Here is a 21742-nt window from a genome sequence, read left to right as displayed (position 1 = left end):
AGACATGGAGCTGGCCATTGGCGGCTACAACACCCAGAACCCCGACCTAGAAGAGACAAGCCGCGTTTATGCGAGAAAAGTCCTCTCTATTTGGCGGCGGCTACAGATTTTGTCAGCCAAGGTGAACTGATGTTTGAATCTCAGTTGCTTCTCGAGGCCCTCTTTTCTCTCAGTCAATCACAGCCCGATTCTTTCAGGAGCTTGACTGCATTTTCTCTCGCTGAACGAGAGTGGATGAAAAAAGTCGACCATTCGACCTATATGGGATTGGCCAGCAGTCCTGTCAGCCCACTGACAATCAAATTTGATGACACTGCGACCTCACAGCTCAAAGGCTCTGAAGACCTTTACAAGGTCATGTGTGTGCTTTTAGAGATTCGTGCGCAGTTAAAGAGCGACAAACTTAAAGCTCAGCTACGGCATGGCCTCACCCGACAAAAGGCGAGCTGGCTTCAGAACGCAAACTTTCAATCTGTTCATGATGCCCTTCGAGGCGGACGCATCCAGTTCCAGCTGCGCGCCGGGACTGATGTTGCGGACAGAAATAATGCTTTACAAACATTACGGATATTGGGCGGAAACGCTAAGCGAGGGAGAAAGCTATGAGCCAGGCAGCATCATCGGAAACCATCATTTTTGCGAGAAAGATGATTGGCGCAGGCTTTCGAAGTGTTGTGGTCAGAAACTCCACGGGGGTTTCCAGAAAGATCATTGAGAACATGCGAAAGAATTCCGACGCGCCTGAGTCCTCATGCGGCCCATTGAGCAGTGCTGAGACATTGATCAAAAGCAATGCCGCGGCTGTCGAGGCAACCATCTTCTTGCTCAGTTATCGTCAACTGGCGATTAAGCCGGATGAGGAAATCGACGTTGAAGCTGTTATCGCTGCATTCGATGTATACCAGGATGCACACGGGGCTGCTCGCGGAGGTAAAGTCGATGAGACGGTGCTCCTTGATATCAATGACGCCTGGGTTATTGCCCGTGATTACCGTTCTGCAGAACTGAGTGAGCATTACTGCGGTCATTGCGGAATATCGTTTTTTAGGCCCGTTCGCCTTTCTCAAAAATCCTGCCCGCTGTGTCAGCTGCAGGACGTCGAAGATCAACCATCTGCGTTTGATAATAGCCTTAACATTTCCCAAGTAAGGGATGAGGCGTTAAAAATGCGCAACTGGGGTCAATCAGACGATGAAATAGCCCGCTCACTCGGCGTGTCCAGTGATGATGTCGAGAAGTTGCTAAGCCACTGATACCCTCCCCTCCCCTTTCTCAACTGCAGCAGTAGTAAATGCACGTACAGACTGAAGAGCAGATCCAGGGGGTTGGGGAGCAATGGAACCAAAAACCAACGTAAGCCATTTCTGGTTCGTGAACGGCATACGTGTAGCCTCCCCGATGGCTTGGTAGGCGCCGACCTCCAACTCACAGCTATGAGGGATGCATATGGCTGATTTGGCCAAGGTCGGCGACCCTGTTATTTGCCCGCGATGCGGGCCTAACCACATCGTCAGCGGATCACCCGATACCCTGGTGGACCATCAACCCGCTGCGTTGGTGGGCGTCAGCAAGACTGCGTGTGGCGCCACCATCATTTCCGGACTGTCCTGGTTCTTCATCGATAACTGCCATGCTGCCGTGCACGGCAGCATGCACTCGCATGGCGGAGTCGTGTTGTCGTCCTCAACGGTGAAGACGGGAGCGCCCAGCTCCGTCGCCGGGCGTTACACGGCCGCCTCGCCTGTCGATTTCAACCGGGTCAGTTATGAAGGCCAGCGCTATGAATATGGTGCTGATCCGAACCAGACACATCTGAAGGGCGGGCTGGTATTTATCGGCGAGCCTGAGCAGGCTTGCGTCTTTGCCAAGACATGCACCGTGCCGCCAGAGTCAACCGAGGCTGGTACACGGATCGAGCCCGCGGCCAACTTCGGCCAGGCCGTGGTGATGGGTTCGACGGCGATCGTCAGCACGGAAGGCGGCGCAACCCTTGGCCGGGTAGCCGGGCAAGCCGCACTGGAAACGCTCGGCACCTGGAGTCTACGTGGTGCTGCCGCCGCAGCGGGTACAGCGGCCAGTACGCTGTTGTTGGCCCTGTGGCCTACCAGCATGGGCGACTCCACCCTGACCGAGGAACAGTTGCGCGGGATGATGGCGGCCCCTACCAGGGTACGCTTTCAGTTCCGCCGGGATGCCGAAGGCATCATGCGGGTGTACGGCATTCACACCCGACTCCAGCACCAGCACCTTGCGCCCCTGTTCGGCCAGGCGGGCGGCCACGGTGCCGCCCCCTGCCCCGGACCCCACCACTATGTATTCGTACTCCATGTCGTCGCTCATCGCGGCCTGCCCTCAGAAGGTTTTCAGCAAGGCGATCAGGGCCCGTTTGTCTTCATCGCTCAGGCCCGGTTCGCCCTTGATGAAGCTGGTGCCGAAGTAATGCCCCTTGTCCACCACGTAGTCGGGGCACTTGCTCACTTCCAGCAACGGCTTGACCAGTCCGGCGAACACCTTGCGCGCCTCTTCGTCGCTGGCCCCGGGCGGCAGCTGCTTGAGGTCGTGCTTGATCTTGAGCAGCAGGTCCAGCACCTGGTCGTGTTTTTCCAGGTCGATGTTGGACAGCAGGCTCACCGGTGTCCCCTGGGGAATCGGCCCCAGCTGGATGCCGTCTTCGCCGAACAACCAGGGCAGCCAGCTGCTGAGCAGGCCTTCCAGGCGTTGCAGGAAGGTCGGCAGGTAACCGCTGTCGACCCGCAGGTAGCTGGTTTCGCTGGTGACGTCGATGGTGCCCGGGTGGGTCTTGCCGGAGCGGGTCATGACCTGGAAGCGGCCTTCGCGTTTTTCCGGCCACAGCAGCATCTCGATCGAGCTGTCGAAGGACGCCATGCGGTCCTCGACCCCGGCCCTTCCAGTGGAATTTACCCAGGCGGTTGTTGAGCAGCAGCGGCGCGGTGGACCACAGGCTGATCAGCGACCCCGGCCGCGTGTAGCCGCGCCCGCCGGCCGGCATCGGGTATTCCCAGGCTTCGCCGGTGTAGCGGTTCTGCACCAGCATCGGCCCTACCGCCGGCAATTGCTTGTACGACTGCGAGGAGAAGTTGTCCCAGATATTGCCGCCTAGGGCGTTGGTCGCCAGGGGGCTGCAGGCGTTGGTTTCCAGCAGCGTGACCGGCACCCGAAGACGGGGTGATCGGCTTGCCGCCGATCAGCGGCCGGAAGTGAGTGGTCCACTCCACGCTGTACAGGCCGATATTGATGAACACCCGGTTCAAGGCCCCGAGCGCGCCCACCGAGTCGGCGCCGTCCTTGAGCACCCGGGGGGTGAACACGGTGTCGGGTTGCTGGTAGAACTTCGCCAGCGGGCTGTCCGGCGTCACCCCGGGCACGTCGTTGAACTGCCGGTTGTTCAGCCCGCCGCCGGCGAGCTGCTCCTTGCCCGGATGCCTGGCCAGCTCCATGCGCGCCTTGAGGTTGTAGTCATGGTGCGCGGGTTGTTGATGTAGTCGGTGGAGACGAACGAGGTGTCCAGCGCCCCGGGCTTTGAGGTGTGGAACAGCTGGAACGGGAAGCTGCTCTTGTCCTGTTTCCACATGAAGATGCGGTCGACCCAGAAGTAATGCGCCCTCGGGTTGGAGTTGAGGTTGGACCAGGCCGGATGCTTGGGATCGGCCGGCGGGTTGGTCGGGTTCGGCCCGACATGGCAGAAACCGCATGACATGCCGACCCGGTAGGGTTTGACCAGCTTGCTGTCGTTGTAGGCCAGGCTCGGGTGGTTGGAGATGGTCTTGAGCAGGTCCAGGTTGCCGACGCTGTCGCGCGACAGCTCGTCCCACAGCGCATCGTTGCCGGCGGTCCAGACGATCCAGTTGTTGCGCCCGCGGGCAACGGGCCGTCTGCCTGCTTGCGGCGACGGGTCAGAAGCGGATGGCGTCGGACGCCCGGCGCATGACGGCAGACCTGGGTCCATGGGTCGCCCCGGGCACTGTCTCGTACAGCCGCACGGCCATCCCCTGCTGGTGCCGCGACTGCGGACAGCAGCCCAGGGACAGCACAAACGGCCCGCTTTCCCATTGCCAGAAACGCCAGCGGCGCGCCTCGGGCGGCGCCAGCGTCTGGCAGGCAAAGCCGATCTGCCCCGGCGTGGCCAGCTCGAAGGAAAAACTGTCCAGCGGGATCGACAGGCCCTGGCCGCGCGCCTTGATATAGGCCTCCTTCAGGGTCCAGAAACCCATGAACGCCGACGCCCGCTCGGCGCTCGGCAGGCTGCACAGGTAGCGCACTTCGCTGGCGGAAAAGAAGCGCTCGGCCAGATCCTCGTCGGCCAGCCGCTGCCGCGGCTCCACATCGATCCCGACACTGTTTTCCAGGGTCAGGGCCAACACCACCAGGCCCTCGGTATGGGACAGGTTGAAAGCCATCGGCAGCGCGGGCGCGACAATCGCCGGCTTGCCCCAGGCATTGCTGGCAAATACCCACTGCTGCGGCGCCACCCACGGCGCATACAGCGACAGCGTCGCGCGCAGCAGCGCCCGGGTGACCAGGTACTGATGGCGATGGCGCTCGAACATGAAATGCTGCATGCGCTGGCTTTCCTCGGCGCTCAACCAGGAGCGATACCGCGCCAGCAGCGTCGGGTCGGCGATCTGCGGGTCCCGGGCGCTCCACACATGGATCTCCCCGGGGCCCAGGCGCAACGGCCGATCGCCGGGCGCGCTCACAGCTCCCCCAGGCACAGCAAGGCCTTGTTGGCGATATGCCGCTCCGACGGATAGCCGAACGCATTGTTGATATAGGTCACGCCCTCCAGGGTGACACGGCGATTGAGGTGGCTGTGGCCATAGATATGGGTCTGGGCCCCCAGCCGGCGCACTTGCCGTTCCAGGCGCGAAGAGCCCAGCACCGGATACAGGTAGCGGTACTGCGCCGGCACGCCGTCCGGCATCAGGTCGATCCTGGGCAAAAAATGCGAGAACGACACGATGTGCCGCGCCCCCCGGGTATCGGGCTGTGGGTTGAGCTCGTCGAATGCCCGGCTCACTGCCGCGTCGTCATGGCCGTCCCAGTGGCAGGCCTTGAAGTCCATCCAGTTGTCCCGCAACGTCTCGTTGACCGGGCCGAAGGAATAGTCATACCAACCCAGCAGCGGCACGATCAGGGTGCTGCCCACGCGGCACGCCCGGGTCTGCACCCCGGCGTCGCGGCAGGCCTGGCCGACCGTGCGGAACTTGTCGAAGGATGAGCGCAGGTCCGAGCGGATCACCCACAGGTCGTGATTGCCCGGCACGAAGCACACCTGGCGGAAACGCCGGCTCAGTTGCGCCAGGCTGGCCCTGAGCCGGCCGATTTCATCGGCGACGTCCCCGGCCACGATCAGGGTGTCGTCGAGGTAGTCCTGGCGAGACAGGCGTTCCAGCCATTTCCAGTTCTCCGGATGGTCGGTATGCAAATCTGAAACGGTAAATAGCCGCATTGAGGTACCTGGACAGAGACATTGAAAACAGCCCGCTGGCGCGGGCTGATAGCGTCAGACCGCATCGGTTTCCGTGCCCCGTGCCGCAGGTATTTCCAGCTCTGCACGGGCGCTGAGGCGGATCCTCAGCGTATCCGGCACCGCCGAGGTGGTGAACACTTCCTTCACCTGTTCCTTGTCGATCAGCTCCAGCTCGAAGTACTTGACCAGCATCGCCACTGCCACTTTCAGCTCAATGTTGGCCAGAGGTGCCGCCGGGCACGAACGAGGGCCGAATCCGAAAGGAAACTGCTTCTGCCGCGCCTCTTTCGTATCGATTAAGGCGTGCTGTTCGTCCAGCCAGCGATAGGCGTTGAATACCGAGTCCTCTTGCAGATTCTTCAAACCATCGACTCGAGTCAGGACAATGATCCTGGTGCCCTTTTTCAGCAGGATATCGTCGACGATCGTGTCCTCCAGGGGTTCCACTAACAACCCGGGCACCGTGGACTTGATCCTGAAGGCCTCTTCGATGACCGCCTCCGTCAGCGGCAGGTCGGCCAGCGCGTGATAGTCAAGCTGATGTAGATCCAAGCGAGCGACTTCGCGGCGAAGGTTGTCCTGCAGCGTTGAGTCCTGCCCGAGGAAAAAACACAGCCAGCTGAGCATCGCCGACGTGGTGCCTTCTCCGGCCAGAATCAGCGCCATCATGTTGGCGAAAAGCTCATCTTCGCTGAGCATGCCGTCGCCACCGCTGGCCGCTTCGAGCATGGAATGCAGAATGCAATGGGGCCCCAGATCTTCCTGGAGGCGCATGCGTGCCTGGGTGTCTCTCGCGATCTCGATCGCCAGGCTCTTGAGTTTGATCAGGGAGCGGTCGAAGCGATGGTCGGACGGCAGCTTGAGCACCCGCCAATAAGGCACCACGCTCCGCACGCGTTTGTTGATGGTATTGACCACATCATGAAAGTTCTGCAGAAACTGGTTGTCGTGGTTATCCAGGCTTTTGAGGTCGAAGCCGAACACCAGCAGGCAACTGGCATCCACCGAAAAGCGCCGCAGGTCATCCCGCAGGTCGAACGGTTGCCCCAGGCTGTTGCGCAAGCGATCACGCAATTTCAGGGCGGTAGTGGCGATCTGTGGAGTAAACGCCACCAGGCTGCGTTTGGAAAAAGCCGACATGATCTGTGATCGCTGGCGCTTCCATGCTTCCCCTTCATCGGTAAACAGGCTGCTAAAGCCAACTTCATCGAACAGTTTCGCCATCTCTTTCATAGCCCGGAACTGCGAAGGTCGGTGTTTGAGGATATGGCGCACCTGCTCCGGTTTGCTGAAGACCGCGAATTGCATATGGGCCATTTGCAAGCGGAACGGTTCGTGGTGAAAGTCCCGCGACCATTGCTCAAGTGACAGGAAAATGGAGGCTTTACTCAACTGGTGCAAATTACCCAGCAAAGGCAGACCTGGGTGTTGGGGTAGATCCTTGAGCGTTTTCATTACGATTAACCTCGATATGGATTGATCAAAACAGACAAGTGGTGGGGCCGTCAGGCCCCGGTCTCCCCGCTGTCATGCAGCGCGGCGGCCATGCCCGGAGGCGAGAGATAGGCTTCGGCAGCGCTTGGCTGCGGTTCGAGGTCGTTGTCGACAATGCCTTGCAGCACCTGGCCGACATACGCGGTGACCTGGCTGATGCTCTGCCCCGGCTCGATAAACAGGTGATTGCCTTCGAATGCCTTGAAGGTGAATTGCGCGTTGCCCAGCTGTCGCCAGTCGCGCACATCGCGCTCCGGCACCTGGATGTCCCCCAGGCCATGCAAGCCGGAAATCGGCAAGGCCAGGGGCGCTAGCGTGCCCGGCCGGAACCGGTCGACCATCTCGAAGGTAGCCACCAGCGAGGGCAACTGCGCATGGATCAGCTCGCGGCTGAAATTGAACACCCCGGCCTGCTTCATGGAGGACTCGAGGGCGTCGATCAACTGGCCGATCATCGGCTCGGCGCCGGGTTGGCAAATGTCGTCCAGCGAAGGCATCCGATCCAGGCCGTGCTGGCGATAAACCGTGAGCATGTCGTGGATCACCGGGTTGACCGCTCGCCCTGGTGCCGAAAAGGCCGCCACAAACAGATGCCGTGGCAATGGCTTGCCGACCGCCCGCAGATGCAGGCACCACACATACGCCATCAACGCTCCGGCACTGTGGCCATACAGGGCAAAGGGCTGGTCCAGCTCATCGCCCAGGACTTCGGTCAAAGTCGCCGCCAAGGTCCACATATCTTGCAGCGGCCGTTCACGCAGGCGGTCGCCACGGTTGGGCAGTTCGATGGGACGCACCTCCACATAATCGGGCAGCAACGCCTGCCACTCCTTGAATACCGTGGTGGACAGGTGAGCGTAGGGGAAGCAATACAGACGAATCCGGTTCCCCGGTCGCGCCTGCCCTCGCAGCCAGAGACGCTTGTCCCTGGACCAGGATTTGAGCTCGGTAAAGGGTGGATACGTGCTCTCGACCACCGGCGTTACAGCATGGGTTTTATTCGGTCTCTCGATGCCCGTCGGCTCACTCGGCCGCACCTGCGCCAGCAACTGGCGCAGGGTCATCTTGAACAGGCCGCTGATGGCGATCCGCTGATGGTCCAGGCGTTTCTGCAGCTTGATCAGCATCAGCGAATCCATACCCAGTTCCAGCAGCGCCTTGTCCAGGTCGATCTCGTCGGGGGTGCATTCCAACAGGTCGGCGATGATCGACAGCAAGCCGTCGCCGGACAGCCCGTCCGCCTCGGCCAGCCGTCTCTGTACCGCTTCGGACAGTTCACGATTGCTGGTCGCCAGTTGCTGCAGGCTGGCGCGGGCGCAACCGATCGGGCTGTCCCCACGGCTGTCCAGCAGCGCCCAGGCGGTCTGGAAACGCCGCACGCCACGGGCCGGGGCCGCGTCGTCCGCCGGCCCGTGCAGCAGGTTGACCAGGCGATAGGTCTCATCCCGGCGCAACGGACCGTTGAGATAAATGTCCTCCATGCTCGTGGTCATGTAGGGCACGTTGTGCTCGCTGTCGGCCAGCAGGATCGCCGGCTGCAAGGCCGCGTCGATCAGCCCCGGGTGGGCGCCGCAGGCATAAGCGCCGGGCTCGAACCGCGGGGTCAGGCTCGACAGGCTGAAGCGTTCGTGCAACTGGCACTCGTCGATGGCCCGCACGAAGCCGTCGGCGGGAAAGCCCATCTGCTCGTAGCGGGCGTAGAACGCCGTCCGGTCCAGGGTCCGCAGCGGCTTGCCAGGGGCTTGCAGCACCGCCGCCAGGCGTGCCTGCACCGGGTTGTCGGCCTGGGCCTGGGTGGCAAAGTCCACCAGGGCTTCGGCCGTCTGCACCCAGGCGCCCGGTTGTTGGGCCAGGGCCCGATAATCGAAGCGCAGGCGATAGGCCTCCTCTGCCTGGGGTTCGATGCTTATCCGCACGTCGGTGGTGAGGTGATGGGCGATCAGCAGCGGCGCCTGGAAGTCGAAACGGCTGACATGCAGGCTACTGCGTCCGAAGCGCTCGCGGAACACCTGGTAGAGCGCCTCCAGGTAGAAGCCGACATGGAAGTTGCCGGTGTCCAGCAAGCCCGGGGTCGTCGGCGCCAGGGTCAACAGCGCTTCGCGGGTGGCGCTGCCCTGCCCCGTGTAGGCAATGTTCAGGAAGGCAGTGGGGGCAACGGCCTCGACGGGGGCGGCAACAGCCGGCGCGCGCCGCGCCCAATAGGCCTTGAGGGCCAGCCGGGGTTGCGGGTACCGGGCCTGGAACAGCCGTTCGCGTTCGGCGGCAGGCACCGGCGTGTGCCCGGGCATGTCCGCCGACGTCAGCACCACATGGGCATTGACCCCGCCAAAGCCGAAGGAGCTGACCCCGGCCACCCGCCCCGCCCCGTCCCAGTCCAGCGGGCGGTCCGGCAGGCGGAACGCCGGCCGGGTCGGCGCCAGCAGCGGATTGAGGGTCGTCAGGTGGTTGTTGCCGGGGATTTTCCCCAGGTACAGGCACAAGGCGGCCTTGATCACGCTGGCGATGCCCGCCGCGGGTTCCAGGTGGCCGATATTGGTTTTCAGGCAGCCGAGGATGCAGCCTTCGCCGCTGTCGCGGCCTTCGTTGAAGACATTGCCCAGGGCCTCTATTTCCACCGGATCGCCCAGGTAGGTGCCGGTGCCGTGGGTCTCGACGTAGCCGACCCGGGCCGGAGCCAGGCCGGCGCGCTGGAAGGCCTGGCGGATCACTTCCTCCTGGGCCAGGCCGTTGGGCGCGGTCATGCCGTTGCTCTTGCCGTCCTGGTTGACCGCGGAGCCGGCAATCAGCGCGTACAGCCGTGCCTCGGGGTGTTGCGCCAGGTGCTGGCGGGCGTCGGCCTGGCGTTGCAGGACGATCATGCCCACGCCCTCTCCCGGCACGTAGCCGTCGGCCTTGGCATCGAAGGTCTGGCAGCGCCCCGACGGCGACAGCATGCCCGAGTCCTGCAGCAGCCGGGTCAGGGCCGGGCTCAGGTTGAGGCTGACACCGCCCACCAGGGCGAAGTCGATCTGCCCGCCGCGCAGGTACTGGCAGGCGATATCGATGGCCACCAGGGTCGAGGAACACGCGGTGTCCAGCACCAGGCTGGGGCCACGGAAACCGTAGTGGTAGGACAGCCGGTTGGCGGCGATGGAGCCGGCGTTGCCGGTGGCGATGAACAGCGCGTTGTCCTTGTCGTAGTCATTGGCGAACTGCATGTACTCGCTGGCGTATTGCGCGATGAACACCCCGGTGCGCGCAAAGCACGGATGGTCCTTGATCTGCGCATCCTCGATGGCCCGGTGGGCATTGAGCAGCAGCAGGCGCTGCTGGGGGTCCATGAAACGCGCTTCGCGCGGCGAGATATTGAACAGGCCCGGGTCGAACAGCTCGATGTCGTCCAGGTAGCCGCCATGGATGCCCTGCAGGTCCTGGTCGCTGAAGCTGTCGCCCAGGCCCAGCAGGTCGCGCCGGGCCCGGGGGTAGTGGCCGACGCCGTCGAAACCGGCGCACAGTTGCTCCCAGAACCTTGGCAGGTCGGGTGCCTTGGGGAACTGCCCGGACATGCCGACGATGACGATCGCGGCATTGTCCTCGGCCTGGGCCACAGGTGTCTGGCCGCTGGCTGCCGGAGCCGCTGCGTGGCGCTCGTCCAGCGGCCCCGGCTCGCGGTTGGCGGCGATGTAGTCCGCCAGGGCGCGGATCGTCGGGTAGCGGAAGATCGCCGATGGCAGCACCTGATAGGCCAGGCGCTGGGACAGGCTGGCGAAGAACGCCAGGGAGTTGACCGAATCCAGGCCGATCTCGGCGAACGTCTGGTCCGGGTGGATATCCTCCAGCCCCAGCAGCCGTTGCAGTTCGTCGCGCAGCAGCGCGCCGATATCGAAGGGCTCGCCCGCTGCCGTGCGGGCGGGCGTCGTGGCCTGGGTCGCCGCCGGCGCGCGCAGGCGCTGACGATAGTGGGCGAACACCGGCAGGCCTTGGATCGCCGGGTTGATGGCGGCGAAGCGCTCCCAGTCGGCATCGAACACAATGCACTCGTCGATGGCATTGGCCAGGATCCGCTCGAGCAGCGTCACCCCTTGTTCGGGCGTCAGCATGCGCATGCCCAGGGCATCGAAGAACGCCCGGTGATTGTGCGCCACCGCCATCCCGGCGCCGTCCCAGTCGGTCCACTGGATCAGCTGCGCCGGCAAGCGCCGTTGCCGGCGCTCGGCGGCGAAAGCCACCAGGCCGGCGTTGGCGGCGCTGTAGGCACTCAGGCCGTTGCCCTGCATGCCCTCCACCGCCGAGATCGACGAGAACAGGCAGAAGTAACGCAGCGGATCGCCCAGGGTGAGGCGCTCCAGCAGTTGCGCCCCCAGCAGTTTCGGCCGCACCACGTCCGCCAGCAGCGTCGCCGAGGTGGCCTGGATGGCAATGGCCTCGGTGGTCACGCCGGCCAGGTGGAACACCCCGGTGATCGGTCCGCCGAGCAGCGGACGCAGCTCGTCCAGTTGCCGGGCCAGGGCGGCTTCGTCGGTCAGATCCGATTGCACATAGTGCAGCCGGACGCCCTGCTCCCGCGCCCAGCTGTCGATCAGCCCCTGCACCGTGGTGCCGGCGCTCAGGCTGGGGTGCCGCAGCTGTGCCGACAGCGGTTTGCGACCGATGACGATCAACGATTTCAGGCCTTTGCCCACCAGCCAGCGCAGCAGCGTCAAGCCGATGCCGCCAAAACCGCCGGTGACGATCATGCTGCCCGACAGGTCCAGCGCCGGGTCCGCCGCGGGGTCGCGGGCGATGTCCAGCGGTTGCAGGGCCTGGGTCAGCCATTGGCCGCCTTGCCAGCGCAGGCGCAGGTGCGCCTGCCGGCAATGCAGTTGCTGGCGGATCTGCTCCAGGCGCGGGCTTTCCAGGCTGTCGGTGTCCAGTACCAGGCTGCCGAGTTCCGGGACTTCGTAGCGCAGGAAGCTGAAGTACTTCGCTAGGCTTTCCTGGACCGCGTCGGTCCGGCCGTCCCGGGTGATGTTCAGCAGCACCAGCTTCAGGCCCTTGCGGGTCGTGGCCAGGCTGGCCAGCGCCTGCACCCGTTGGGTCAGGGCCGCGGCCTGCCGGGCGAAGCACCGCTCCAGCCCCGCGCCCGACAGGCCCGACAGCGCTGTATACGGTTGCACCAGCACCAGGGTATCGGCCTGGCTGTCCTGGATCAGCCGCGCCATACGCGGCTCGTCGCACGCCTCGGTGCACAGGCTGACGCCCGGCTGCGAGGCCCAGGGTTGCAGCAGTGCCTGGTCCTCGCCGAACACCAGCACCTGGCGCGGGCCGGCCTGCACCGGGTCGAGCCGGGCTTCGACCCAGCGCGTCTGCATCAGCCAGTGGTCGAGGTTATCCGCTGGCGTCGCGCTCTGGAGCGGATTCTGGCGCGGGCTGGGCTCCAGCCCCGCCAGTTGGTCGGCGATCCAGTGGCGCTTGGTCTGGAACGGGTACACCGGCAGCGGCACGCAACGGCCGGGAGCCGGGCTGCCCGGCCATTGCATCGGTAGCCCGGCCACCCAGGCCTGAGCCTGGCCATCCAGGTCGTCGGTGGCCGGGGCACTGGCGCCACGGTCCAGACTGTCGGCCTGGTACAGGCCGGGGATCGGGGCGCCGGCACCCTGCTCCAGCCAGCTGCGCAGGCGCGCACGCGCCTCCTGGCGGTCGGCCACCACCATGGCCAGGCGAAAACGCAAGGCCGCCCGGTGATGGGCCAGGGTCAAGGCGATGTCGTTCAAGGCATGCCGGTCGTTGGCCGGGTTATCGAGGAACTCCAGCAGGCCCCGGGCCTGCTCTTTCAGCGCGCCCGTCGCCTGGGTGCTGAGCAGCAGCACGCAAGGACTGTCCGGGGTCGCTGGCGTGGCGACGGTCTCGGGGGCCTGCTCCAGGATCATATGCACATTCACCCCGCCCGCGCCGAACGAGCTGATCGCCGCGCGCCGCGGCACTGCCCGGCCCTTGCGCTCGAGCACCGGCCATGGCATCGCCCGCTCGGGGATATACAACCCGGCTTTGGCGAAGGGAATATCGCTATTGAGCGGCCCATGCAGCAGGCTCGGCACCAGGGTGGCGTGCTGCAATTGCAGCACGGTCTTGGTCAACTGGGCGATCCCGGCGCTGGCCTCGCCATGGCCGATGGAGGCCTTGACCGAACCCAGGGCCCGCGGGACAGGTTCCTCGCCGCCGGCCACATAGGCGTCGATCAGGCCCTGGATCTCGATGGGGTCGCCCAGGGCCGTGCCGGTGCCGTGGGCCTCGATGTAGTTGATGGTGTCCCGCGGCACGCCGGACCGCGCCAGCGCCGCATTGATCGCCTGGGTCTGGCTGACCGGGTTGGGCACGGTAAAGCCCTGGGTCTTGCCGTCGTGGCTGACCCCGCTGCCCCTGATCAGCGCCAGGACCCGGTCGCCGTCCCGCACGGCATCGGCGTAGCGCTTGAGCAGCACCACGCCGACCCCTTCGCTCGGTACATAACCGTCGCCACCGGCGGCGAACGCCCGGCAGCGCCCGTCGCTGGCCGCGAAGCCCGCGGCGCACAGGGTCAGGTATTTGCTCGGGTGCAGGGTCAGGTTCACCCCGCCGGCCAGGGCCGCGCGGGTTTCGCCGTTGCGCAGGCTTTCGCAGGCCAGGTGCAGGGCGTACAGCGATGAGGAACAGGCGGTGTCCACCGTCAGGCTGGGGCCGGTGAGGTTGAAGAAGAACGACACCCGGTTGGCCACGGAGAAGGTCTGCGACCCCGCCGGATAGAATGGAGCCCAGCCCTTGAGCGCATCGGCCCCCACCAGTTGGTAGTTGTTCACGCTGACCCCGGCGAACACCCCGAAATCCCGGGGCTTGGCCTGCCAGCGCGGCGCCAGGTAGCCGGCGCTTTCCAGGCAGTTCCAGGCCATTTCCAGGAACAGCCGTTCCTGGGGGTCCATGAACGCCGCGTCCATGGCCGAGACATTGAAGAACGGCGCGTCGAACTGGCTGACGTCCCCCAGGAAACCGCCCCACTTGCAGTAGATCGCGTCGGCGCGGCCTTTGGCCCCCGGGTTGAAGATCGGCCGGTAGTCGAAACGCTCCAGGGGGATTTCCGTCACACAATCGACGCCATCGCGCAGGTTCTGCCAGAAGGCTTCCAGGGTCTGGGCCTGCGGATAACGGCCGCTCATGCCGATGATCGCGATGCTGTCGTCGAGGGGCGGCTCATTGCCGGTCTTGGCCGAGGGCGCGCTGGCGCTGCTCTCGATCTCTGCCTTGACCTCGGCAGCCGGCACGGCACGGCCCGGCCGCGTCTCCAGGTAGCCACTGAGTTCGCTCAGGGTCTTGTACTTGTAGAACAGGGTGGCGTCGGTCTCGCCGATCCAGGCGCCGACCCGCTGGTTGAGCTTCATTATCGTCACCGAGTCCAGGCCCAGGCTTTCGAAATCCCCATGGGGGTCGAGGCGCTCGGGGCTGATGCCGGTGATCTCGAACAGCGCCTGGGCCAGGTGCTCGAAGGCTGTGGCCCGGACCGCCGGCTCTGGCGTGGCGGCCGTTGCCTGTAGCGCTGGCGTGGCCTCGACAATGTTCGCCTTGGCCCGGGGCTCGAACCAATAGCGTTCCCGGGCAAAGGGATAGCCCGGCAGGCTGATGCGCCGTGGCCGGTACTCATGGCTGGCCGTGGCTTGCAGCAGGCGCCAGTCCACGGCGGCGCCCTGGGACCAGAAGCGCAGCACTTGGTCGAAGCGTTGCCGCTCGAGCCAGGACTTCACCAGCAGCTGGATATCCGCCTCGGCCAACTGCCCTTGCAGGGCTTCGCCGCCTGACGGGCGTTCGCCGACGAACACCTGCTGTTCGCGCAGGCGCGCCAATGCCGGAGCGTCGAGCACCTCGGCGGCGAGGAACAGCTGCAGTTTCTCCGCCAGCTGCGCCAGGGAGTCCACCAGCAGCCCGAGGCGCTGCCGATGCGCCTCGCGCCCGGTCTGCAGGGTGAACGCCAGGTCCGCCAGCCGGCGCTGACGGGCGTCCGCGGCCGGCGCCTCGTCCAGCAGGCCGGCGACCCGCGCGCCCAGCGCCCGGGCCAGGCGTTGCAGCTGCGCCTGGCTGGCGGCGGACAGCGGGATCAGCAACGGCCGTGGCGCGACCGCGCCCTGGTCCTCGGCCTGCAGGTATTCCTGCAACAGCACATGGGCATTGGCGCCGCCGGCGCCGAACGAAGACAGGCCGGCCAGCCGTGGCAGGGCCTCGCCCCCCCGCTGCTGCGCCGGCCAGTCGTCCAGTTGCTGCTGCACCACGAAGGGCGAGGCGGCGAAGTCGATCCGTGGGTTGAGGGTCGCGCTATGCAGCGAAGGCACCCGCTGGCGGTGCTTGAGCTGCAGCAGCACCTTAGTGATCCCGGCGATCCCGGCGGCGCTTTCGCAGTGGCCGATATTGGATTTCACCGAGCCTATGGCGCAGAACTGGCAATCCTCGGTGTGGGGCCGGAAGGCCGCGCCCAGGGCGGCGATTTCAATCGGGTCGCCCAGGGCGGTGCCCGTGCCGTGGGCTTCCAGGTAGCTGATCTGGCGTGGGTCGATGCCGGCGCGCCCATAGGTGCGGGCGATGACCTCGGCCTGGGGCTTGACCCCCGGTACCGAATAGCCGGCGGACTTGCCGCCGTGGTTGATCTCGCAGGCCTTGATCAGCCCGTAGATATGATCGCCATCGGCCTCGGCCCGGGCGCGCGGCTTGAGCAGCATGGCGCCGACCCCCTCGCCCGGCACATAGCCGTCGCCACCTTCGCCGAAGGCCTGGCAACGGCCTTCGCTGGAAATGAAGCGCCCCTGCCCCAGCATCAGGTATTTGTTGGGGTGCAGCGACAGGTTCACCCCGCCCACCAGGGCACTGCCGCAATCGCCCCGCTCCAGCGCGCGGCACGCCAGGTACAGGGCGGTCAGTGACGACGAGCACATGGTGTCGATGGCCATGCTCGGCCCGGTGAAGTTGCACACGTAGGACACCCGGTTGGCAATGCTCGAGGCACTGCCGCCCAGGGCCATGGGGTTGCCAAGCACCGTCTGCTGCGCGCCGTACAACTGGTACTCCTGGTACATCACGCCGACATAGACCCCGACATCCCGCGCCAAGCCCTGGCGGGTGTAGCCGGCATCTTCCAGGGCATGCACCGCGCACTGCAGGAACAGCCGCTCCTGGGGGTCCATGAACGCCGCCTCGCGGGGGGTGATGGCGAAGTAGAAAGGGTCGAACTGATCGATATCCTCGAGGAAGCCGCCCCAGCGGCCGTAGGTCTTGCCCGGCTGGTCCTTGTCCGCGTCGAAGAAAGCTTCATGGTCCCAGCGCGTGGCGGGAATCGGGGTGATGCTGTCGACGCCTTGGCTCAGGTTGCGCCAGAACTGCTCCAGGTCGGCGGCCCCCGGATAACGTCCGGCCAGGCCGATAATGGCGATGTCGTCCTGCTCTGGCGGCGTCACGGTCTCGGCCCGTGGGCGGGAGAAGTCGGCGTTGCTCAGGCGCGCCGGGTCGCTCACTTGCCTGACCGACGCATTGCGGATGCTGGCCAGGTGTTCGCCTTCGAGCGACAGCACATCGACGTCGAACGCGATATAGCCGGCCTTGGCCGTGCGCAGGCGATTGACCAGGTAGACCGTGGACGGCAGCGGCTTGGCCTGGACGATGGCTTCGATTAGCAAGGGCACATACATGCTCGACTGTGGCTGGCCGAAGTCCGGGTCGCGAAAGAAGAAGCAGCCGTTGAGCAGCAGCGGGTCGAAGCCGTAGTGGCTACGGCCGCCCTTGACCCGGGGGGCGCCGAGATCGACCTTGCTCACCAGCAGGCCGTCGCCGTCGGTGTAGGCCTCCTGGATGGTGCGCACCAGCGGGCCCACGGTGAATTGCGGGATACGCCGGTAGGACTGCTCGATCGCCGCGTCAGGCAGCCGCGTCAGCCCCGCCAGCAGGCTGTCCGGTGCCTGGTGGCGGGCCTCGAAGCGCACCCCGAGGCGCAACTGCCCGACACAGCAGGGTTCGAGGGCCGCCCCCGGGTCGCGGCGAAAACCGACGCTGAACGCCTCGCGCCGGGGCTCCAGGGTCACCGCCAGTTCAACGGATTCACCGGCCTGCAAGGTGATGGGCCCGCCCAGCAAACGCACGTTGCCCAGGCTCAGGGGAAAGCTGTCGGCGCCCCACTGCTGCACACAGGCCTCGATGGCCAGGCACGGATGGGTCACCCCCATCAGGGCCGGCGTGCCGAGTACCAGGTGGTCTTGCAGATAGGCTTCCTCGGCGACGAAGCGCTGGGTCCAGGCCGCGCCTTGCTGCACTGGCGGCTCCGGCTCCGTCGCCGGGCCCGGCGCCACGCCATGGTGCTGCTGGAAGAACGCCCCCAGCTCCTGCAAGGTGGTGTGCTCGAACAACAGGGTCGGCGACAGTTCCAGCCCCAGGGCCTGGCTGGCATCGGCCACCAGATCGAGCAAGTCCGCCGAGTCCAGCCCCAGCTCGTAATAGCCTTTGTCCAGGGCCACCTGGGCCAGGCTGGTGCCCAGCTTGTCGGCGATCAGCCGCAGCAGCCTGAGCAGCACCGGATGTTCGCTGCCATCGGCCGCTGCCCGCGGGCCGGGTTCGAGGGTGGGCGCCGGCGCCGCTATCGACGGTTGATGAAGGTCCTGCCCGGCGCGCACCCGCTTGGCGGTGAAGCGCTCTATCTGGGCGATTTTCTCGCCGCTGGCGGCGAAAAACTCCAGGGTGAAGACCACCAGCTCCCCTTGCACGTTGACCGAATCGGCCTTGATCCGTACCCGGCATTGCGCGGTGATCGGCGCCACCGCGCTGAAGCCCTGGAACAGCAGCGGCAGGTACAGGTGGTCCGGAGGTAGCGAGTGCTCGCCGTCCCGCAGTTCCAGGGCCTGGGAACTGATGGCGGCGCCGTCGAGCAGCGCCGGGTGGAACAGGAACCGCGCGGCATCGGGCAGCGCCAGCGGCCCCAGGCCCAGGTCGGCCAGCAGGCCTTCGGCGCCGATGTTGATCTGCCCGCGCACCTGCATGTAGTCCTCATGCACCAGTTGCTGGTCTCGGCACTGCCCATAGAGGGTCTCCATGGACAGCTCCCGGGTAGCGCCGGCGGCCTGGGGCGCGAGCCGTTCGCCCGGGGCGAAAGCCGCGGCGCCGGTGTATTCGAGTTGCGCCGTGGCATAGGGCCGGGCCTGGCCGTCGGCGCCCGGGTCTTCGACCACCAGGCTGTAATGCCCTGGGCCATCGCGAAACAGCGCGACCCGCACCACCCGTGTGCTGCCCGTCTCTTCGAGGGCCAGCGGGCGGTGGATGCGCAAGGTCTGCAAGCGGTGCTCGGCGAACGCCAGGTCATGCTGGCGGCACAGCTGATAAATCAGATCGATATAGGCCAGTCCCGGAAACACCGGGCGCCCGTGCACCCAGTGGGCGCCGATGACGGGGTTGGCGCAAGACAGCGAAATCTTGCTCTCGGCCAATAGAGTGCGCATCAGAGTTGCTCCCAGATCATGGAGGTGGCGTTCGCGCGGTCGCGGGCCAGCGGTATCGGTTTCAGCGTCGCCGCCGGGGCCTGGCCCTGGCACTGACGGTGCAGGATCGGCGCCGCCAGGGGCTGGCGCCTTGCGGGTGTGGCGGGGGTTTCGGGGCTCTGCAAGATGGCATGCACGTTGTTGCCGCCATCGGCGAAGCAGTTCAGGGCGATCCGCAATGGTTGCCCCGCGGGCAATGCCACCGCGTTGCGCGGAAAGTAAAAGGCCGAGCGTTCGAGGTCGAAATGGCGCAATGGCTGTTGCCCCGAGAGGAACGGCACCAGGCTGCGGTGCTGGATCATCAGCACCGCCTTGATGAAACTGGCGATGCCTTCGGCGCACAGCGGATGACCGATATTGGGCTTGATCGAGCCCAGCCCGCAGGGGCTTTCGGGGCTGTGTCCGGCTCCGGCGCCAAGGCCGTACACCGCATCGATGGCCTTGAGCTCCAGCAGGTCGGTGACCTGGGAACCGGAACCGTTGACCTCGATGTAGTCGATCTGCCCGGGCGTCAGCCCCGACTGGCCCAGGGCCTTGCCCATCACTGCCTTCTGGCGCTGCACATTGGGCGTGGCCGGGCCGGCGGTGCGCCCGTCGTTGTTGCTGGCCAGGGCGCTGAGCCGGGCATACACGGTGTCGCCATCCTGGCGGGCCCGGGCCGCGGTCTTGAGCAGCACCAGGCCGACGCCTTCGGCCAGCACGATGCCGTCGGCCCGCTCGTCGAACAGGTGGAACTGCGCCCCGCCGCTGAGCAGACCGCGCTGCTGGAACAGCCCGTGGGTGCGCTCGCCGTCCAGCAGGCTGACCCCGCCGACCACCGCCGCGTCGATCTCGCCGCTGCGCAGGGCCTGGACGGCCATGCCCATGCCCACCAGTGCCGAGGAACAGGCGGTATCGATCACCATGCTCGGGCCGCTGAAGTCGAAAAAGTGCGAGAGGTTGGCCGCCAGGTAATTCTGCCCGGCCACCACTATGGGGTTGCGCGCCTTGCCCAGGGCCTCGGGGTCCAGGCTGCTGCGGGCGCGGCCGCCCAGGTAGACGCCGATGGCGCTGCCGCGGGTTTCCTCGACCCGGTAGCCGGCATGGGCCCACAGGTTCAGGCACTCCTCCAGCACCAGCAGGGCCTGGGGGTCCATGGCGTGGAAATCTTCCTCGGGAATGTGGAAGGTCTGGCGATCGAAAAGATCGTGGTGCTCCAGCGTGCCGGCCAGGTAGTGCCCGCCGTGCGGCCAGCGCCGGGAAGGCACGGGCGCCAGGGCGCTGCGCCCTTCCTTGAGCAGGCGCCAATAGTCGTCGAGGCTGGACGCCCCGGGAAAGCGCGCCGACATGCCGACCACGACGATTTCATCCGCCTCGGCGGCGCGCGCGACGGGCGCTGCCTGGGCTGACTGCACTTGGGGCTGCGGCGCGGGCGCGGCCACGGCTAGCGGCGGCATCTGCGGCGCGGGGGCGGCGGCAAAGGCCTGTTCCAGCGCCGGCCGCTGATGGGTCAGCAGCCACTGGCTCAGATCGGCGAGATTCGGCTGTTCGAGAATCAACGACGGCGCCAGCTCGACCTTCAGCCGCCGATTGATGTTGCGCAGGATCTGCGCCATCAGGATCGAGTCCAGGCCGTAGTTGGCAAAATCCAGGCTCGGATCGAAGTCCGCCGCGGCGATGCGCAGTTCGGCGCAGAACAAGCCGCCCAGCCAGTGTTGCACCTCCGCCTCCAGGGCCGCGCCCGGGATGAGCGTCTCGGCTATGGGCGCCTGCAACCACAGCTCCGGGTCGAAGCAAGCCGGCAACAGCACCCCCGAACGCCCGCTTGCCAGGGCAAGGTCCAGCAGCGCCAGGCCGTCCTGGTCGCTCAACCCCAGCAGGCCGCTGCCGCGATACAGCTCGCTGTCCATGGCGCCCATGCCGGTGTCGCTCCAGCTCGGCCATTGCAGGCTCAGCACCCGATCGGCCTGATGCTGCGCGGCAAAGGCATCCATGTAGGCGTTGGCCATGGCGTAGTCGATCTGCCCCGCCGCCAGCTCGGGCAACTGCGCGCTGACCGAGGAGTAGAGGACGAACAGCGCCAGCGGCGAGCCCCGCAGCGCCTGGTAAAGGTTGTCCAGGCCATGGGTCTTGGGCGCCAGGACCTTGCGCACCGCGGCCAGCGGCTTGCGGATCAGCGCCGGGTGGTCGTAGTCCCCCAGGCCCGCGCAGTGGATCACCCCCGCCACGGGGCCCAGCTCGCGGCCGATCCGCGCCACCGCCTGCTGCATCGCCTGGGCATCGTTCATGTCCACCGCCAGGGTCAGCAACTCGACCCCCTGCTGCTGCAAGGCGTGCAGCGCGCTCAGCTTGTCCCGCAGAGGGCTGGCCGGGCCCGACAGCAGCGCCGGCCATTGCTCCGCTGGCGGCAAGGCCTCGCGACCGCTGAGCACCAGCTTGCGCACCCCATGACGGTTGACGAAGTGGCGAGCGCACAGCAGCCCCAGGCCGCGGGTACCACCAGTGACCCAGAGCACCCGGTCGCCGGGCAGGCTGAAGGATTGCGCGCCGTTCACCGGGGCCAGCGCCTGGAGCGCAGGCACATAGGCCTGCCCGGCGCGATAGCAGGCATGCCGTTCGTGGGGCTCGCGATACATCTGCTCGATAATCTGCGCCACCAGCAGCGGGTCGTCGGCCGCCAGGTCGGTGTCCATATGGCTGCTGCGCAAGCGCTGATACTCGGCGCCCAGGCAGCGGTACAGGCAGGCCGGGAGCGCTGCCTGGGCCGCGGGGGCCAGGGACGGCGGACGCTGGAAGGCTTCCAGGTAGCGGGAGACGTACAGCAGGCGGATATCCCGCAGGCGCGTCTGCTCCACCAGCCGTTGCACGCCCTCGAACCAGCCCTCCAGATCGGTGGTGCAACGCTCGACGAAGGCCGGGTCGCAGCCGGTGATATCCAGCACCCCGAACAACCCGTGGCCATTGGGTTGGCACAGCGCTTGCGCGTGCTCGGCCAGCTCGTCGATCGGCACGATCCGCGCGGCGTCCAGCCCCGCCGCTAGGCGCTCGGCCAGGGCCTGGGTGGCGGCCGTGCAGATAATCAGCACAAACCCCTGTTCATGGCTGTGGGCGGCAGCGCTCGCCGTTGCCGCGCGGGGCAACCAGTGTTGTTCGAACAGCCCGCTGTGGACGGTTGGCAAGGCCGGTTCCAGGGCTGCCGGGCGAGCGCCGCCCGCCGCGAGTTCGGCCAGCCAGTAGCGCTCGGTCTTAAACGGATAGGTCGGCAGCGGCAGGCGCCGGGGCGGCC

11 protein-coding genes and 1 pseudogene (1 of these 12 running past the window's edge) are annotated in these 21742 nt (G+C 66.0%); 3 read left to right on the top strand and 9 right to left on the bottom strand.

The features are described from left to right. Positions 1–129: 129 nt before the first annotated feature. From ATI02_RS23420 to ATI02_RS33365, 3 genes and pseudogenes are all read left to right on the top strand, one after another. The gene (locus ATI02_RS23420) at positions 130–606 is read left to right on the top strand and encodes a hypothetical protein (RefSeq protein ID WP_100847500.1); all 477 of its coding nucleotides are present in this window, start codon (positions 130–132) and stop codon (positions 604–606) included. Next, positions 603–1253 (top strand): FlhC family transcriptional regulator, encoded by a 651-nt coding sequence (locus tag ATI02_RS23415; protein ID WP_095190413.1) that lies wholly within the window; start codon positions 603–605, stop codon positions 1251–1253. Before ATI02_RS23420 ends, ATI02_RS23415 begins: the two co-directional genes overlap by 4 nt. Positions 1254–1440: 187 nt before the next feature. After that, positions 1441–1587 (top strand): annotated as a pseudogene (locus tag ATI02_RS33365) (PAAR domain-containing protein); the annotation flags it as partial. A 453-nt stretch (positions 1588–2040) separates the two neighbouring features. On the opposite strand, the gene ATI02_RS32805 reads toward ATI02_RS33365, so the two are convergent. The 9 genes in view from ATI02_RS32805 to ATI02_RS23375 are tightly spaced (at most 54 nt apart) and all read right to left on the bottom strand, a layout consistent with a single transcriptional unit that may run on beyond the window. Continuing rightward, positions 2041–2307: a hypothetical protein gene (locus ATI02_RS32805; RefSeq protein ID WP_244196552.1), complete on the bottom strand. Its 267-nt coding sequence runs from the start codon at positions 2305–2307 to the stop codon at positions 2041–2043. A 45-nt stretch (positions 2308–2352) separates the two neighbouring features. Further along, positions 2353–2886 carry a hypothetical protein gene (locus ATI02_RS32800; RefSeq protein WP_238156202.1) on the bottom strand — a complete coding sequence of 178 codons (534 nt, stop codon included), beginning with the start codon at positions 2884–2886 and terminating at the stop codon, positions 2353–2355. Positions 2887–2918: 32 nt separating this feature from the next. Beyond that, positions 2919–3458: a hypothetical protein gene (locus tag ATI02_RS32795; protein WP_238156201.1), complete on the bottom strand. Its 540-nt coding sequence runs from the start codon at positions 3456–3458 to the stop codon at positions 2919–2921. Further along, a complete protein-coding gene (locus ATI02_RS32790; protein WP_238156200.1) occupies positions 3407–3967 on the bottom strand; it encodes a hypothetical protein in 561 nt (186 codons plus the stop codon). The genes ATI02_RS32795 and ATI02_RS32790 overlap by 52 nt, the downstream gene beginning before the upstream one ends. Continuing rightward, the gene (locus ATI02_RS23395) at positions 3915–4718 is read right to left on the bottom strand and encodes a 4'-phosphopantetheinyl transferase family protein (RefSeq protein ID WP_095190420.1); all 804 of its coding nucleotides are present in this window, start codon (positions 4716–4718) and stop codon (positions 3915–3917) included. Before ATI02_RS23395 ends, ATI02_RS32790 begins: the two co-directional genes overlap by 53 nt. Then, entirely contained in the window at positions 4715–5470 is a 756-nt protein-coding gene (locus ATI02_RS23390) for a metallophosphoesterase (protein ID WP_095190421.1), read from the bottom strand. The genes ATI02_RS23395 and ATI02_RS23390 overlap by 4 nt, the downstream gene beginning before the upstream one ends. A gap of 54 nt (positions 5471–5524) precedes the next feature. After that, complete coding sequence (locus ATI02_RS23385) at positions 5525–6946, bottom strand: cytochrome P450 (protein ID WP_100847499.1); 1422 nt, start codon at positions 6944–6946, stop codon at positions 5525–5527. 50 nt (positions 6947–6996) lie between these two features. Next, entirely contained in the window at positions 6997–18438 is an 11442-nt protein-coding gene (locus ATI02_RS23380) for a beta-ketoacyl synthase N-terminal-like domain-containing protein (protein ID WP_100847498.1), read from the bottom strand. Beyond that, positions 18438–21742: the 3' end of a beta-ketoacyl synthase N-terminal-like domain-containing protein gene (locus ATI02_RS23375; protein WP_100847497.1), read on the bottom strand. It continues 3739 nt past the right edge of the window; 3305 of the gene's 7044 nt are visible here — the last part of the coding sequence; its start codon lies beyond the right edge, outside the window; the stop codon is at positions 18438–18440. The genes ATI02_RS23380 and ATI02_RS23375 overlap by 1 nt, the downstream gene beginning before the upstream one ends.

Origin of the sequence: Pseudomonas baetica (genome assembly GCF_002813455.1) — a bacterium.
In the GTDB taxonomy this organism is placed as follows: domain Bacteria; phylum Pseudomonadota; class Gammaproteobacteria; order Pseudomonadales; family Pseudomonadaceae; genus Aquipseudomonas; species Aquipseudomonas baetica.
This window is presented reverse-complemented; position numbering and strand designations above follow the sequence as displayed.

Bases quoted from the DNA above. Each gene is read 5' to 3' on its own strand.
- ATI02_RS23420 (WP_100847500.1), top strand. From the start codon at position 130: ATGTTTGAATCTCAGTTGCTTCTCGAGGCCCTCTTTTCTCTCAGTCAA.
- ATI02_RS23415 (WP_095190413.1), top strand. From the start codon at position 603: ATGAGCCAGGCAGCATCATCGGAAACCATCATTTTTGCGAGAAAGATG.
- ATI02_RS32800 (WP_238156202.1), bottom strand. From the start codon at position 2,886: ATGGCGTCCTTCGACAGCTCGATCGAGATGCTGCTGTGGCCGGAAAAA.
- ATI02_RS32795 (WP_238156201.1), bottom strand. From the start codon at position 3,458: ATGGAGCTGGCCAGGCATCCGGGCAAGGAGCAGCTCGCCGGCGGCGGG.
- ATI02_RS32790 (WP_238156200.1), bottom strand. From the start codon at position 3,967: ATGGACCCAGGTCTGCCGTCATGCGCCGGGCGTCCGACGCCATCCGCT.
- ATI02_RS23390 (WP_095190421.1), bottom strand. From the start codon at position 5,470: ATGCGGCTATTTACCGTTTCAGATTTGCATACCGACCATCCGGAGAAC.
- ATI02_RS23385 (WP_100847499.1), bottom strand. From the start codon at position 6,946: ATGAAAACGCTCAAGGATCTACCCCAACACCCAGGTCTGCCTTTGCTG.
- ATI02_RS23380 (WP_100847498.1), bottom strand. From the start codon at position 18,438: ATGCGCACTCTATTGGCCGAGAGCAAGATTTCGCTGTCTTGCGCCAAC.